Source organism: Arthrobacter sp. FW306-06-A (assembly GCF_021870055.1).
In the GTDB taxonomy this organism is placed as follows: domain Bacteria; phylum Actinomycetota; class Actinomycetes; order Actinomycetales; family Micrococcaceae; genus Arthrobacter.
Window position 1 is genome coordinate 3,257,177 of sequence record NZ_CP084552.1, and the last position, 14,067, is coordinate 3,271,243.

Below are 14,067 nucleotides of genomic sequence, written 5' to 3' on the forward strand. Positions count from 1 at the left end.
CTTCAATCAAGGACTACGCCTCGGTGAGCACCTTGGTGACGTTGGGGTCCACGGAGATGCCCGGGCCGAACGTGGTGGCCACGGTGGCCTTCTGGATGTAGCGGCCCTTGGATGCCGACGGCTTGAGGCGAAGAACCTCTTCCAGGGCGGCTGCGTAGTTCTCAGCCAGCTTCTGTGCGTCGAAGGAAACCTTGCCGATGATGAAGTGCAGGTTGGAGTGCTTGTCGACGCGGAAGTCGATCTTTCCACCCTTGATGTCGTTGACGGCCTTGGTGACGTCGGGGGTCACGGTGCCCGTCTTGGGGTTCGGCATCAGGTTACGCGGGCCCAGGACCTTACCGAGGCGGCCAACCTTGCCCATGAGGTCAGGGGTGGCAACGGCGGCGTCGAAGTCGGTCCAGCCGCCTGCGATCCGTTCGATCAGGTCATCGGAACCAACGAAGTCGGCGCCGGCTGCGATTGCGGCCTCAGCCTTGTCACCCGTGGCGAAAACCAGGACGCGGGCGGTCTTACCGGTGCCGTGGGGCAGGTTGACGGTGCCGCGGACCATCTGGTCAGCCTTGCGGGGGTCGACGCCGAGGCGGAAGGCAACCTCAACGGTGGCGTCGAACTTGGACGGGTTGGTGTCCTTGGCCAGCGTTACTGCCTCGAACGGTGCGTAGTGCTTGGTTGCATCGATCTTGGCGGCTGCTGCCTCATATGCTTTGCTGCGCTTTGCCATGCTGCTTGTTTCTCCTTGTGCAGTTGTGGTCTGCGGACCGCGCTGGGCCCTGCCACAGTCGCCCAATCCGGTTCGTTATCCGGCCGGATGGCCAACATTTGAATTTTCTTGGTGCCGGTGTCCCGGCGGTGCCGCCCGTCGTCGTCAATTGCCACGACGCTGGACAGCGGTATGGGGTATTAGCCCTCGACGGTGATGCCCATGGAGCGGGCGGTGCCGGCGATGATCTTCGCTGCGCCTTCGAGGCTGGTGGCGTTGAGGTCTTCCATCTTGGTGGAGGCGATCTCGTTGACCTGGGCCTGGGTCAGCTTGGCGACCTTGACGGTGTGCGGGGTGGACGAACCCTTGGCAACGCCTGCAGCCTTCTTGATGAGCTCTGCAGCCGGCGGGGTCTTGGTGATGAACGTGAAGGAGCGGTCCTCGTAGACCGTGATTTCCACGGGGATGACGTTTCCGCGCTGGGCTTCCGTGGCAGCGTTGTACGCCTTGCAGAATTCCATGATGTTGACACCGTGCTGGCCAAGCGCAGGACCGATCGGCGGGGCCGGGTTGGCGGCACCTGCCTGGATCTGCAGCTTGATGAGGCCGGTGACCTTCTTCTTGGGAGCCAATGTAGGGTCCTTCTCTCAATAACGTCCTGGGGCACAGGAGCGTGCCTCAGGTTTTTGGCCGCCATGGCAAGGCGGCCGGCCGTTCCGGTGCCGCTAAGCGGGCGGCGCCGGGACGAATTCTAGGATTCTCAGATCTTGGTGACCTGGTTGAACGCCAGGGTGACGGGCGTTTCGCGCTCGAAGATGGAGACCAGCACCACGAGGGTCTGGGACTCGGGCTTGATCTCGGAGATCGTGGCGGGAAGGGTCTCGAACGGGCCTTCCTTGACGATGACGGACTCGCCGACCTCGAAGTCCACGGCCACGGGAGCCTGGTTCTGCTTGTTGACCGGCTTGCCCTTCTCGGCCTGTTCCTCTTCGAAGACGGGAGCGAGCATGGAGAAGACCTCGTCCAGGCGCAGCGGGACCGGGTTGTGGGCGTTGCCCACGAAGCCGGTGACGCCGGGGGTGTGGCGGACGGCGCCCCAGGAGGCGTCGGTCAGGTCCATGCGGACCAGGACGTAGCCGGGGATGCGGACGCGGTTGATCACCTTGCGCTGGGCGTTCTTGATCTCCACGACTTCTTCCATGGGCACCTGGATTTCGAAGATGTAATCTTCCATGTCCAGGGTCTGGATGCGGGTTTCAAGGTTGGCCTTCACGCGGTTTTCGTAACCGGCGTAGGAGTGGATGACGTACCAGTCACCTTCCTGGCGGCGCAGCTTGGCCTTGAATTCCTCGGCCGGGTCCGCAGCTGCAGTGGCTGCCGCGGCGGCAAGGGCGTCGGTCTCTTCGTCGCCGGCTTCTGTAGCGTCGGCAGCGTCTGCGTCGGCAACATCGGAGGCGGCGTCGTCGGATTCGGGCGCGGAGGACTCAACCTCGGACTCTTCGCCGGCTTCTGCCGTGACGTCCGGGGATTCTTCCAGCCCAGTCTCGGTTACCTCGAGCTCCTGCTCAGACACTTGGTCTCCTGCTTCCTCATTGCCTAACATGCCTATTTAAATGGCTCAATTCCGCACACCGGTGCATCCTTCCGGTTTCCCGGCGGAACACGCGGCCTGCGGACCGTGCAGCCTAGCTGTCCTTGGGACCGGTGCCGCCAAAGATCCAGCTGACAGCGGTTCCGAAACCTATGTCCAGCAGGCTGACGACGACCATCATGATGGCCACGAACACCAGCACCACGAGCGTGTAGTTGATCAGTTCCTTGCGGGTGGGGGCAACAACCTTCTTCAGTTCGCCGATGATCTGGCGGACAAAGAGTGCAATGCGGGCGAAGAAGTTTGCCTTGGCTTCCTTCTTAGCTGGGCGGCCCTTGGAGCTGCTGGCAGCTGTTTCGGTCACCTGGTCCTCGCTCATCTTTGCAATGGTGGATTACCCGGCCCTGATCAGAACCATGGTTGCTGCGCCTGCCCCGGGCTTTCGCCCGGAACAGCTTGCGCAGGGCAGACAGGACTCGAACCTGCAACCTGCGGTTTTGGAGACCGCTGCGCTACCAATTGCGCCACTACCCTATGGAGTGAATTGCACTCTGTGACGACCCAACACCAGCTTGAACTGGGGCACACGTCATCATCCGTGTTTCAACACCGGTGAACCAGTCTACGCAAGAACTTCGCGTAGGTAAAACCGGCCCGTTCCGGCCCATCCGTCGCCGGGTCTGAAACCTGCTGCGCGAACCTGCTGCGCGGGGCAGTCATAAATCAAAACCGGCACCCCGGAGGGTCCGGTGAACAGCATAGAGTAGAACTCGTCGAATCCCACATTCCAGCCTCCCGGCTGCAAGCGAAGAACGGACCTGCCATGTCTGCCGCCCGCGTTTCCCAACGCATTTCCGCAATTGCCGAATCCGCAACCCTGGCCGTTGATGCCAAGGCCAAGGCGCTGAAGGCAGCTGGCCGGCCGGTTGTTGGCTTCGGCGCGGGCGAACCCGACTTCCCCACCCCGGACTACATCGTCCAGGCGGCCGTTGAGGCTGCCGGCCAGCCCAGGTTTCACCGCTACTCCCCCGCCGGCGGCCTGCCCGAGCTGAAGAAGGCCATCGCGGAGAAGACCCTGCGCGATTCGGGCTACAAAGTAGACCCCTCGCAGGTACTGGTGACCAACGGCGGCAAGCAGGCCGTGTACAACACGTTCGCCACCCTGGTGGACCCGGGCGACGAAGTCCTCGTACCCGCCCCGTTCTGGACCACCTACCCGGAGGCCATCCGGCTGGCCGGCGGCGTCCCCGTAGAGGTCTTCGCCGGTCCGGAGCAGGACTACCTGGTGACCGTCGACCAGCTCGAAGCAGCCGTCACGGACCGCACCAAGATCCTGCTGTTCGTCTCGCCGTCGAACCCCACCGGCGCTGTCTACTCCCCGGAGCAGGTCGCGGAGATCGGCAAGTGGGCCGCCGCCAAGGGCCTGTGGGTGGTCACGGACGAGATCTACGAGCACCTGACCTACGACGGCGTCCCCTTCACCTCCATCGCCACGGCCGCCCCGGAACTGGGCGACAAGGTGGTCATCCTCAACGGCGTCGCCAAGACCTACGCCATGACCGGCTGGCGCGTGGGCTGGATGATCGGCCCCGCCGACGTCATCAAGGCGGCCACCAACCTGCAGTCGCACGCCACCTCCAACGTCTCCAACATCATGCAGATCGCGGCCCTCGCCGCCGTTTCCGGCCCGCTGACCGCCGTCGACGAGATGAAGGTGGCCTTCGACCGCCGCCGCAAGGCCATCGTGGCTGGGCTGAACGCGATCGACGGAGTGGAATGCCCGACGCCGAAGGGCGCCTTCTACGTGTATGCGGACGTCCGTGCGCTGCTGGGGAAGGAATTTCCGACGGCGTCCGGCACCGCCACGCCGCAGACCTCCGCCGAGCTCGCCTCGCTGATCCTCGACGAGGTTGAGGTGGCAGTGGTTCCGGGCGAGGCATTCGGTCCCTCCGGCTTCCTGCGCCTGTCCTACGCCCTGGGCGACGACGACCTCGCCACCGGCGTGCAGCGCCTGCAGGACTTCCTGGGCAAGGCCCAGTAGGACGCCCGCTCACTTTTCACAGGCAAAACCCAAACGCCCGCTCACTTCCTTAGGAAAAGTGAGCGGGCGTTTGGGTTTAAGCGACCAAAGGTGAGCGGGCGTTGGCGCTTAAGCCGCCAAAGGTGATGGGGCGTTGAGGGAATGGTTGCCAAAAGTGAGCCGGCGTTTGTCGCTAGAGGAGGCGGCGCTCCGCGGCCCACTTGGTTAGTTCATGGCGGCTGGAGAGCTGGAGCTTGCGCAGCACTGCCGACACGTGGGTTTCCACGGTCTTGATGCTGATGAAGAGCTCCTTGGCCACCTCCTTGTAGCTGTAGCCGCGGGCGATCAGGCGCATGACCTCGAGTTCGCGGGCGGAGAGTTTGTCCAGTTCGTCGTCGGCGATGTCCGCGGGAGCGGTGCCGAAGGCATCCAGGACGAACCCGGCAAGGCGGGGCGAAAAGACTGCGTCACCGCCGGCCACGCGGAACACGGCGTCCGTGATTTCGGCGCCGGAGATGGTCTTGGTGACATAGCCGCGGGCGCCGGCTCGGATCACGGCCACCACGTCCTCGGCGGCGTCAGAGACGCTCAGGGCCAGGAAGCGCGTGGTGGACAGCAACGCGGCGGAACCGGCGATGACCTCGCGGCCGCCGCCGCCAAGGCCGCCGGGCAGGTGTACGTCCAAAAGGACGACGTCGGGCCGCTGCCCTGCGATGACGGCGATGGCCTGCTCCACCGTGGCAGCCTCCCCCACCACCTGGATGCTGGCGTCGAGGTCGGCTTTCAGTCCGGACCGGAAGATGGCGTGATCGTCGACGATGACCACCCGCACCGAGTTGGCCGGCCGGGCGCTTCCGGCACCTGTCCCCTGCGTCGTGTTCATGATTTCCCTTCCGCATGTTCTGCTGCAGCCGGCAGTCGAAGCCGGACCTCGGTGCCGTCCCCGGTGCTGAGGATGGCAGCCGAGCCGCCGTGGCGTTTCATCCTGCCGATGATCGATTCCCGTACACCCAACCGGTCCGCCGGTACATCGCCCAGTTCAAAGCCCGGCCCCCTGTCCTTGATGAAGATCTCTGCCTGTCCATCCGATGCCTCGAGGTAGACCGAGACCGTCCCGCCGCCGTAGCGTGATGCGTTGAGCATGGCCTCACGGCTGGCCTGGACCAGGGCTTCGCGTGCCTCGGTCATGGCGGCATCGCCAACGGTGACCACCTCCACGGCATGGCCCAAGAGGTCCTCCACCTCAGCGGCGACGGCCTTGATCCGGTCCGACAGCTGTCCACTTTCGCGGCCCGCGTCCTGGAACAGCCAGCCCCTCAGCTCACGTTCCTGGGCACGCGCCAGGCGGACGACGTCGTGCTCGTTGCCTGCCCGCCGTTGGATCAGGGCGAGCGTCTGCAGCACGGAATCGTGGAGATGGGCGGCAATCTCCGCCCTTTCCGTCTCCCGGATCCTGCCGGCGCGCTCAGCTTCCAGGTCCCGCCAGAATTTCAGTGCCCACGGCAGCAGGACCAGCACGACACCGCCCAGCACGGCCACGGAGGCAAGCAGCGCAAGCCACGTCTGCTCCCACGATCCTGAGCCGGAGACCATCACCAGGACGCCGGCCACCACCAGGGCCAGTCCGGCGGCGAGCCTGCCCCACCCGCCGGCCTGGTCGGCCTTGGTCTTGTCCACCAGCCCGGCTCTGCGGGTTTCGTCCAGCTGCATCCACGCGATGGAGGCACCGCCCAGGACGGCGGCGGCGGGGATCAGCGTGCCGAGGGAGACGTCCACGCCCAGCAGTTGGGCGATCATGATGCCGGCCACCAGCAGGAGCCCACAGCCCAGGAGGATTTCCTTGCCGTACCGCATACCGCGCGCCCGGAACCATCGTGGGGCAGCGGACGCCCCGCCGTCCGCAACCGAACCGGCGGCACCCGAATGAGGTCCGCCGTCGGGCGCTGCTCCCTGCAACGGATCACCCGGAGTGCCCTGGCCCTGCACTGGATGGCTTACGGCGGGGGCAATGGGCGACGCCGGCCGGCGGGCATTGCGGCGGGCAGCCTCATCCGCCGTGGGAACCATGATCCACAGCCACGCGTAGAAGACCAGGCCTGCCCCGCCCGCGAAGGAGGCGAGGACCATGGCCAGCCGGACGTTCTTCACCGGCCAGCCCAGGTGTGCGGCGAGGCCCGAGCACACCCCGGCGATGACACGGTCGCTGCTCCGTGCCAGGGGCGGGCGCGCCGGGAGGGTTGTCATGGATCAATCCAAGCACGGATCAGGGTGGCCCGGACCGCATCCGGCCGGTTCCCGGGGACAGCTCAGGGACGGTTCAGGGTTTCCCCCAGTAGAGCGTGAACCCGGCCGGGCGGGAGGATCGAGGTATGAACTCGCAGACCCCCTCCCCCGACGACGAACACCCTGCCGAACACCTCCCTGAAGGGCCGCACGGCACGGGCAGCGAGCAGCCCACCGAGCCACTGCCGTCTTCCGATTCAATACCTTCGGCCGGCGCGACGGATCCCTCCACCACGCCCTCCGGGGGCCGCCCAATCGGGGCTTCAGACCCCATCGATCCAATGGCTCCGGACTATCCCTCCGCTGGCGGCCAGGCAGCCGGCCCGGGCAGCGGTGCTGGTCCGGGTTCGAGCGCTGGTCCGGGCCCTGGTGCCGGCTCCGGCCCTGACTACGCCTTCCACAACAACCCGGCTCCGGCTCCCTCCACGGACTTCTTTGGCTGGATCAGGAGCAATGGCATCTATCGGGGCAACGACCGGTGGATCGGCGGCGTGTGCAGCGGCATCGCCCACCGGCTGAATGTAGATCCCATCATCATCCGCGGTGTCTTCATCGTCCTGACCCTCCTGGCCGGTATCGGCGTGCTGCTCTACGGCCTGGCATGGGCCTTCCTCCCGGAACCGGACGGCAGGATCCACGTCCAGGAAGCCGGCGCCGGGCGCTGGTCCAGCGGCATGACGGGCTCCCTGATCGCCACGGTCCTGGGACTGACGGGCCTGGGCGGAGGCTTCTGGGGGTGGAGCCACAACGGCCTGAGCGGCCTGCTGTGGACCGTGTTCTGGGTGGGAGGTGCGATCTACCTGGTCTACTACCTTTCCCAGCGCAACAAGGCCCACCCCACTATGGCCGGGCACGGATCAGTCCACGGAACGACCCAACCTTCGGGGCACTCAGGCACGGGATACACGTCGTCGTTCTCCGCCGGCACGGCTTCAGCGCCGGCACCTGGGCAATCTTCGGTGCCTACGTCCGGCAGCGGGGCTCCCACCTATGGCAGTGGGCCCACGTATCCCAGTGGCACGGGGTCCAGCGCCTACGGCCAGGGCGGCTACGGCAGCGCAGGCACGGGCACCGGCAGCGGGTATGGCGGCACGTTTCCCACTGGCGCGGTCCCTGGCGCGGGTGTGCCCGGCCGCAGCACACCAGGCGGACCCGGCAGCGGTGTCCCCGGCGGAGGCAGCTACCCGGCGCCCTGGGTCCCGCCGCGGCCGCCTAAGCCCCGCCCGTCCGGTCCCGGCGCCCCGGCCGTGGCCATCGCAACCGGCTGTGCCCTGCTGGTGGGCGGTGGGCTCAAAGCGCTGGACGCCGCCAACCTCATCAGCCTGGGCGGTTCTGCCAACGCCATTGTGTGGGCCAGCGCAGCCGTAGTCCTCGGCCTGGGCATCCTGATAGCGGGGCTGCGCGGCCGGAGCGCGGGCATCCTGAGCCTCTTCGCCGTGATCGCCCTTGTCACCGGGGGCGTCTACAACACCGTGGATGACGGCCGGATGCGTTTCCAGCAGGTGGACTGGAACCCGGCAAGCATTGAGGAGGCGCGCGGGGGCATCGACATCACCGCCGGCCGGGGAACCGTGGACCTCACGGACCTGTCCCCCAGCGCCCCCCTGACCTCCGACGTCGTGGTTCCCCTGGACGTCACCGCCAGCAACGTCACCGTGGTCATCCCGCACAACCTGCCCGTGGACATCAAGGCGGACATGACCATGGGGAACCTGAACGAGGTAAGCGGGCAGCGCGGCGGTACCACCACCCGCGAAAGCAGCTACAACACGGACAGGCCCGGCAACCACCTGGTGGTGCAGATCGACGGCACCTTCAGCAACGTCACGATCCAGGAAGGCAACTGACATGGACAGCAGCAACATTCCGACGGCGGAACCGGACACCGGGGGCCCGGCACCTGCCAGGGTGGGAACGGTGGTGTGGGGACTGATCGTCCTGGCGCTGGCCGTGCTGATCCTCGTGGCGCAGCTGGGAATCATCACCCTTAACGGCACCTACGTCCTGATCGGCCTCATGATCGGAGCGGGCGTGGCCCTGGTGGTGGGCGGCCTGCTCTCCGCCCGTAAACGTGACAACGAACCAACTACAGGGAAGTCTTGAACCATGGATAAGTTCTTCAGCATTGTCAGGGGCTTTGGCCTGAAGCGCGGCCCGCAGCGCTGGCTCGGCGGAGTGCTGGGAGGCATCGCCGCACAGCTCAACGTGGACGTGGCCTACGTGCGCATCGCGTTCCTGCTGTTCTGCCTCCTCCCCGGACCCGCCGTGATCTTCTACCTCCTGGCCTGGATCATCATTCCCGACCAGCGCAACGAGATCCTGCTCCAGACGTTCCTGGACCGCCGCTCGCTCAACCGGCCCTGAACGCTCGCTGAAACGGACCCGGCTTCCACCCGCCGACCAAGGCCCCTGCCTGTGCGAATGCTTCGCCAGGCAGGGGCCTTTTGCTGTTCTCCGCTTCCGGACAGCGGGCCCTAATGTAACCGGTTTGTGTCGTACCCCACACACCCCACTACACTTCTAGGTGAGCTCAGCGTGGCGCTCTGCCTGTAAACCTTCTCCCAGGATTTGAGCCGAACATGAAAATTGGAATCCTCACCAGCGGTGGCGACTGCCCCGGATTGAACGCCGTCATCCGCGGCGCCGTGCTGAAAGGCATCGCCGTCCACGGCCAGGAATTCGTCGGATTCCGTGACGGTTGGCGCGGCGTGGTGGAGGGCGACATCATCGACATTCCCCGCACCATGGTCCGTGGCATCGCAAAGCAGGGCGGCACCATCCTGGGCACCTCCCGCACCAACCCGTTCGAAAACGGCGGCGGCCCCGAGGCGATCAAGGCCCACATGGACCGGCTGGGCATCGATGCCATCATCGCCATCGGCGGTGAGGGAACCCTCGCTGCGGCCAAGCGCCTCACCGACGCCGGACTGAAGATCGTCGGGGTCCCCAAGACCGTGGACAACGACCTTGACGCGACCGACTACACCTTCGGTTTCGACACCGCAGTGCAGATTGCCACCGAGGCCATCGACCGGCTCCGGACTACCGGTGAATCCCACCACCGCTGCATGATCGCCGAAGTGATGGGCCGGCACGTGGGCTGGATCGCCCTGCACGCCGGCATGGCCGCCGGCGCCCACGCCATCCTCATCCCCGAGCAAAAAGTCAGCATTGAGCAGATCACCGAGTGGGTCAAGGAAGCCCAGCACCGTGGCCGTGCGCCCCTGGTGGTGGTAGCCGAAGGGTTCGTGCCGGAGCACATGGAAAGCCCGCACTCCGAGCGCGGCCTGGACACCTTCGGCCGGCCGCGCCTGGGCGGCATCGCCGACCAGCTCGCCCCCGAGCTCGAAGCCCGGACCGGCATCGAAACCCGCGCCACGATCCTGGGGCACATCCAGCGCGGCGGCGTCCCCTCCGCCTTCGACCGCGTCCTGGCCACCCGGCTGGGCATGGCCGCCATCGACTCCGTGGTGGAGGGCTACTGGGGCACCATGGTGGCGCTGAAGGGCACGGACATCCGCCACGTTGCTTTCGAGGAAGCCCTGGGCCAGCTCAAGACCGTGCCGCAAAACCGGTACGACGAAGCCGCGGTGCTGTTCGGTTAGGCCTGTCCTGTTCGGCTAAGCCTCCGGCCCGCCCTAGGCTGGGACCATGACACTCGATCCCGGCTCTGCGGCCATCATCCAGCTTGCGTGGGCGCGCCGGCTGGGCCTTGACGACGACTCTTTCGGCGATGCACTCGCGTCCGGGAACCGGATTGTCCGCGCCGACGAATCATGCCGCACGGTGGAGTTCGTGCGGCTGTTCGGGAGTTCGGCGCTGGTGGGCCCGCAGAGCGTCATCGATGCCGCTGCGGACATTCCTGATGAGGAGATGGCCCACCACGTCACGCTCCTGAAACTGACCAGGGACCGCGGCGGCCACGGGCTGGGGTCGGCGGCTCTGTTCTTCGCGGACGACTTGCCGCTGCAGCAACCGTCCGAGGAACTGACCGTCTCGCACGGCAACCCGGAGGCGATCGAGCTGGAGGGGCGCTGCCCGCCGGACGACGTCAACGAAGTGGGCCTTTCCGACCTGGAGAACCGCTTCACCATCGTGCACCAGCTGGACGGCAGGCGCGTTCCCCTGGCCTGCGGTGCCTACGGGGAATGGGAAGGCCTGCTGGCCAATATGGGCGTGCTGGTGGATCCCGAGTGGCGCCGGCAGGGCCTGGGCTCGCTCGCCGGATCCATCGCGGCCCACGAGGCACTCGCCGCCGGACTGACCCTGCAGTGGCGCGCGGACGTCAGCAACACCGGGTGCCTGGCACTGGCCCGAAAACTTGGACTCTCAGCCGGCGGAATCCAGACCAGCGTCCACCTTCGCTGACGCTTGGCCGCCCTGGCCGTGGCTCTCCCCGCCGTGCTGGCCCTGGGTGCTCCAGCCCTGGACCGGCTGGGGCTTGGCGAAGAACAGTGCCACCGCCGCCCCCACCAGGATTACCCCGGCGGGCAGCAGCATGGACTGGCCCATCGCCGTCGAGAATCCACTGTGGAGGAACTCGGGCAGCGGGCCGCCCATGGCAAGGCCTTCGCCCGCGGCCCCGCCGGGACCACCCGACGGAAGTTCGGCGGCAAGCCGGGACTGGATCAGCACAGCGATGGCGGCGCTGCCCAGGACCGCGCCGATCTGGCGGGTGGTGTTGTAGACACCCGACCCGGCACCGGCCTGGCGCGGGGGCAGGTTCCGGGTGGCCGTGGTGCTCAGCGGGGCCCAGATGCCGGCGTTGGCAAAGCCCAGCACCGCGCTGGGGAGCAGGAACATCAGGATGGGCGTGTCGGGCTGCATCAGTGCGGAGTTCCAGAGCAGCGCGACTGCCATGAGCACCAGGCCGGTGGCCGTAATGAATTTCGGGTTGACCCGGTCCACCAGCTTGCCCACCACGGGTGCAAGGCCGCCGGAAATCAGCGCCATGGGCACCATCATGAGGGCCGACTGCGTGGGGGTGAGGCCCCGGACCAGCTGGTAGTAGAAGATCAGCGGCAGGCTGAAGGCAGTCACGGTGAAGCCCACGGTGGTGATGCCGATGTTGGCGAGCGAGAAGTTCCGGTCCCGGAAGAGTCCCAGCGGCAGCAGCGGCTCGCCCTTGTTGAACCGCTGCCAGAGGACGAAAGCGGCCAGCACCACGATGCCGGCTATGATCAGGCCCCACACGCTGATGGGTCCAACGATGGTGCCCCAGTTGTAGGTCTCCCCCTCCTGGATGCCGAACACCAGCAGGAAGAGGCCGACGGCACTGAGCAGCACGCCGGGAATGTCGAACCGGTGCGGGTGCGTGCTGAGGGCAGGAACGTTGCGCAGCGCCAGGATGAAGCCCACGACGCCGATGGGCACGTTGATGAAGAAGATCCACTCCCAGCCAAGGCCGTCCACCAGAACGCCGCCGAGGATGGGGCCCACCAAGGTGGCCATGCCGGCAGTTGCACCCCAGACAGCCATGGCTGAACCGCGGCGGTCCGGCGGGAAGATGCGGGTGATCACGGCCATGGTCTGCGGGGTCATCATGGCCGCGCCAAGGCCCTGGAGGACGCGGGCGGCAATCAGGATCCGGACGTCGCCGGACAGGCCGCACCACAGCGACGCGAGGGTGAAGACCACCAGGCCGGTGAGATAGAGCTTCTTGGGCCCGAACCTGTCACCCAGGCGGCCGGTGATCAGCAGCGGGACGGCGTAGGCCAGCAGGTAGGCGCTGGTCACCCAGATCACCGAGTTAATGTCGGCGTGCAGGCCTTCCATGATCCGGGGGTTGGCCACGGACACGATGGTGGTGTCGATCAGGATCATGAAGAACCCGATCACCAGGGACCACAGGGCCGGCCAGGGCTTTTCTACGTTTTCCACTCGGTCATCCTTTTGAAGTTATGGCCGTGCCGCGCGGGCACTTGGTAAGGCTAGCCCAGCAGGTCCAGGATCTCCGTGCGGGCAAACATTTGCGCCGCGGCCCGTGCCGATGGCGCACCGGCGTCCGGATCCGCGCCGGCGCGCAGCAGGACCCGGGCCACGTCCGTGTAGCCCTTGAATGCCGCTCCGGCGAGGGGCGTCTGTCCCCGGTCATTGGCGGTGTTTGCGTCGGCCCCGTGCTGCAGGAGCAGCTCAACGGTGCCGGCGTGGCCATGGTATGCGGCCAGCATCAGCAGGGAGTCCCCCGCAGCGTTCGTCATGGTGGCGGGGGCGCCGGCATCCAGGTAGGCACCAAGCAGCGCGTTGTTTCCTTCACGCGCAGCCTGGAAGAGCGCATGCGCCAAAGCCAGCGCGTCGTCGTCGTGTCCTTCCGCTGCCTCCGCCCCACTGTGGACGGGCGTGGTGTTCTCGGTCATCAGCGTGGCCCCCTCAGGAATCCGGTCTGGCGCCCCACAACCTGGCCGGCGTCGGGGGCGACAATCAGTTCCTGGGCGGCCGGATACGGCTCGTCGCCGTCCAGGACGGTCAGTATTTCATCTGGGGCAACGGAACGCTTTATGACCGCCAGGGCCACGGGCCCCATCTCGTAGTGCTGTGCCACGGAGGTCACCGCTCCCACTTTTCGCTCTCCCGCCAGGACCGGGCTGCCGGCGGCGGGCAGGGTGTGCTGCGAGCCGTCCAGCTGCAGGAACACCAGCCGGCGCGGCGGATGGCCCAGGTTGTGGACGCGGGCGATGGTTTCCTGCCCCTTGTAGCAACCCTTCGCCAGGTGCACGGCCGTGCGCAGCAGGTCCAGTTCGTGCGGGATGGTCTTGTCATCGATTTCGGCGCCGATCCGGGGACGCCAGGCAGCGATGCGCAGGGCTTCCGCGGCGAGCACGCCTGCCAGCGCGCGTCCGCTGACAGCTTCCTCCAGCTCGGCGGCGGGGACGAGGTACTCGAACCAGGGACGCTCCACGCCCGGATGGTGCTCCTCCGAGACGGTGGCGTAGGAGTAACCCCCGGCTCCCACGTGCGGCCATGGATCCTGCCAGGCAAGGTAGCCGGACCATTCGGGAACTGCCCGGGTGCTCCCCACCACGGCCCAGTCCGCGGAGACGTCGGCGATCTCCACCCGCAGCATGAACTTCATCCGGTTGAGGTACTCAGCAAGGGGCGCGGCCTCCGCTGCCTCCACGATCAGCCAGGTGGTCCCGCCGTCGTCAACCACCCGGGCATCGAAGTCGATGCGGCCCTGGACGCTCAGGAGCAGCAGCTCGCTGGACTCGCCGGGCTTGAGGGCTGCCACCTGCTGCGAGGACAGGGTGTTGAGCCAGCTCAGCCGGTCCGGCCCGGTGACGGTGACCACGCCGCGGTGGGAAAGGTCGACGACGGCGGTTCCGGCTGCGAGGGCGCGCTGCTCGCGCAGCGGCTCACCGTAGTGGGCGGCGACACCGGCGTCAGGGCCGGCGGCCTCTACGGCGCCGGGGCGCGACAACAAAGGGCTGGGCGTAGTCATATGAAGTAGAAGTCCTTGGCGGTCAGCGGTATTCC

The 14,067-nt window shown here is 66.8% G+C and carries 15 protein-coding genes and 1 tRNA gene; 6 read left to right on the forward strand and 10 right to left on the reverse strand.

Going from position 1 to position 14,067, the window contains the following annotated elements:
* Positions 1-13 precede the first annotated feature (13 nt).
* The 5 genes from rplA to LFT49_RS15195 all read right to left on the reverse strand — a co-directional run bounded on the left by rplA (position 14) and on the right by LFT49_RS15195 (position 2,825).
* Positions 14-721 carry a 50S ribosomal protein L1 gene (gene rplA, locus LFT49_RS15175; protein WP_236799121.1) on the reverse strand — a complete coding sequence of 236 codons (708 nt, stop codon included), beginning with the start codon at positions 719-721 and terminating at the stop codon, positions 14-16.
* Positions 722-900: 179 nt separating this feature from the next.
* Positions 901-1,332, reverse strand: coding sequence for a 50S ribosomal protein L11 (rplK, locus tag LFT49_RS15180; protein WP_018760472.1), 432 nt, complete (start codon positions 1,330-1,332; stop codon positions 901-903).
* Between the two features lie 128 nt (positions 1,333-1,460).
* Positions 1,461-2,273 carry a transcription termination/antitermination protein NusG gene (gene nusG, locus LFT49_RS15185; RefSeq protein WP_237428651.1) on the reverse strand — a complete coding sequence of 271 codons (813 nt, stop codon included), beginning with the start codon at positions 2,271-2,273 and terminating at the stop codon, positions 1,461-1,463.
* 112 nt (positions 2,274-2,385) lie between these two features.
* Positions 2,386-2,670: a preprotein translocase subunit SecE gene (gene secE, locus LFT49_RS15190; RefSeq protein WP_237428652.1), complete on the reverse strand. Its 285-nt coding sequence runs from the start codon at positions 2,668-2,670 to the stop codon at positions 2,386-2,388.
* 82 nt (positions 2,671-2,752) lie between these two features.
* Positions 2,753-2,825: transfer RNA gene (locus tag LFT49_RS15195), tRNA-Trp, on the reverse strand.
* A gap of 289 nt (positions 2,826-3,114) precedes the next feature.
* Here LFT49_RS15195 and LFT49_RS15200 point away from each other — a divergent pair.
* Entirely contained in the window at positions 3,115-4,332 is a 1,218-nt protein-coding gene (locus LFT49_RS15200; protein WP_237428653.1) for a pyridoxal phosphate-dependent aminotransferase, read from the forward strand.
* Positions 4,333-4,504: 172 nt separating this feature from the next.
* Here LFT49_RS15200 and LFT49_RS15205 read toward each other — a convergent pair whose 3' ends face one another.
* Together LFT49_RS15205 and LFT49_RS15210 are read right to left on the reverse strand one after the other, a co-directional pair.
* Positions 4,505-5,194, reverse strand: a complete 690-nt coding sequence (locus LFT49_RS15205) for a LuxR C-terminal-related transcriptional regulator (RefSeq protein WP_237428654.1) — start codon at positions 5,192-5,194, stop codon at positions 4,505-4,507.
* On the reverse strand, positions 5,191-6,555 hold the full coding sequence (locus LFT49_RS15210; RefSeq protein ID WP_237428655.1) for an ATP-binding protein: 1,365 nt from the start codon (positions 6,553-6,555) through the stop codon (positions 5,191-5,193). Before LFT49_RS15210 ends, LFT49_RS15205 begins: the two co-directional genes overlap by 4 nt.
* Before the next feature lie 125 nt (positions 6,556-6,680).
* Between LFT49_RS15210 and LFT49_RS15215 the strand changes: the two genes are divergently transcribed.
* The 5 genes from LFT49_RS15215 to LFT49_RS15235 all read left to right on the forward strand — a co-directional run bounded on the left by LFT49_RS15215 (position 6,681) and on the right by LFT49_RS15235 (position 10,962).
* Entirely contained in the window at positions 6,681-8,441 is a 1,761-nt protein-coding gene (locus LFT49_RS15215) for a PspC domain-containing protein (RefSeq protein WP_237428656.1), read from the forward strand.
* A 1-nt stretch (position 8,442) separates the two neighbouring features.
* The gene (locus LFT49_RS15220) at positions 8,443-8,697 is read left to right on the forward strand and encodes a hypothetical protein (RefSeq protein WP_236799127.1); all 255 of its coding nucleotides are present in this window, start codon (positions 8,443-8,445) and stop codon (positions 8,695-8,697) included.
* A gap of 3 nt (positions 8,698-8,700) precedes the next feature.
* Positions 8,701-8,958, forward strand: coding sequence for a PspC domain-containing protein (locus tag LFT49_RS15225; RefSeq protein ID WP_142133071.1), 258 nt, complete (start codon positions 8,701-8,703; stop codon positions 8,956-8,958).
* Positions 8,959-9,173: 215 nt separating this feature from the next.
* Complete coding sequence (locus LFT49_RS15230) at positions 9,174-10,199, forward strand: ATP-dependent 6-phosphofructokinase (protein WP_236799129.1); 1,026 nt, start codon at positions 9,174-9,176, stop codon at positions 10,197-10,199.
* Positions 10,200-10,245: 46 nt separating this feature from the next.
* Positions 10,246-10,962 carry a GNAT family N-acetyltransferase gene (locus LFT49_RS15235; protein ID WP_237428657.1) on the forward strand — a complete coding sequence of 239 codons (717 nt, stop codon included), beginning with the start codon at positions 10,246-10,248 and terminating at the stop codon, positions 10,960-10,962.
* Here LFT49_RS15235 and LFT49_RS15240 read toward each other — a convergent pair.
* From LFT49_RS15240 to ygfZ, 3 genes are read right to left on the reverse strand one after another with little or no spacing between them, the layout of a single operon-like run.
* Entirely contained in the window at positions 10,924-12,474 is a 1,551-nt protein-coding gene (locus LFT49_RS15240) for a DHA2 family efflux MFS transporter permease subunit (protein WP_237428658.1), read from the reverse strand. The two genes, LFT49_RS15235 and LFT49_RS15240, sit on opposite strands and share 39 nt — an antisense overlap.
* A 50-nt stretch (positions 12,475-12,524) precedes the next feature.
* Positions 12,525-12,950: an ankyrin repeat domain-containing protein gene (locus LFT49_RS15245; RefSeq protein WP_237428659.1), complete on the reverse strand. Its 426-nt coding sequence runs from the start codon at positions 12,948-12,950 to the stop codon at positions 12,525-12,527.
* Positions 12,950-14,032, reverse strand: a complete 1,083-nt coding sequence (gene ygfZ, locus LFT49_RS15250; protein WP_237428660.1) for a CAF17-like 4Fe-4S cluster assembly/insertion protein YgfZ — start codon at positions 14,030-14,032, stop codon at positions 12,950-12,952. The genes LFT49_RS15245 and ygfZ overlap by 1 nt, the downstream gene beginning before the upstream one ends.
* Positions 14,033-14,067 lie beyond the last annotated feature (35 nt).

Bases quoted from the DNA above. Each gene is read 5' to 3' on its own strand.
- rplA (WP_236799121.1), bottom strand. From the start codon at position 721: ATGGCAAAGCGCAGCAAAGCATATGAGGCAGCAGCCGCCAAGATCGAT.
- secE (WP_237428652.1), bottom strand. From the start codon at position 2,670: ATGAGCGAGGACCAGGTGACCGAAACAGCTGCCAGCAGCTCCAAGGGC.
- LFT49_RS15200 (WP_237428653.1), top strand. From the start codon at position 3,115: ATGTCTGCCGCCCGCGTTTCCCAACGCATTTCCGCAATTGCCGAATCC.
- LFT49_RS15205 (WP_237428654.1), bottom strand. From the start codon at position 5,194: ATGAACACGACGCAGGGGACAGGTGCCGGAAGCGCCCGGCCGGCCAAC.
- LFT49_RS15210 (WP_237428655.1), bottom strand. From the start codon at position 6,555: ATGACAACCCTCCCGGCGCGCCCGCCCCTGGCACGGAGCAGCGACCGT.
- LFT49_RS15215 (WP_237428656.1), top strand. From the start codon at position 6,681: ATGAACTCGCAGACCCCCTCCCCCGACGACGAACACCCTGCCGAACAC.
- LFT49_RS15220 (WP_236799127.1), top strand. From the start codon at position 8,443: ATGGACAGCAGCAACATTCCGACGGCGGAACCGGACACCGGGGGCCCG.
- LFT49_RS15225 (WP_142133071.1), top strand. From the start codon at position 8,701: ATGGATAAGTTCTTCAGCATTGTCAGGGGCTTTGGCCTGAAGCGCGGC.
- LFT49_RS15230 (WP_236799129.1), top strand. From the start codon at position 9,174: ATGAAAATTGGAATCCTCACCAGCGGTGGCGACTGCCCCGGATTGAAC.
- LFT49_RS15235 (WP_237428657.1), top strand. From the start codon at position 10,246: ATGACACTCGATCCCGGCTCTGCGGCCATCATCCAGCTTGCGTGGGCG.
- LFT49_RS15245 (WP_237428659.1), bottom strand. From the start codon at position 12,950: ATGACCGAGAACACCACGCCCGTCCACAGTGGGGCGGAGGCAGCGGAA.
- ygfZ (WP_237428660.1), bottom strand. From the start codon at position 14,032: ATGACTACGCCCAGCCCTTTGTTGTCGCGCCCCGGCGCCGTAGAGGCC.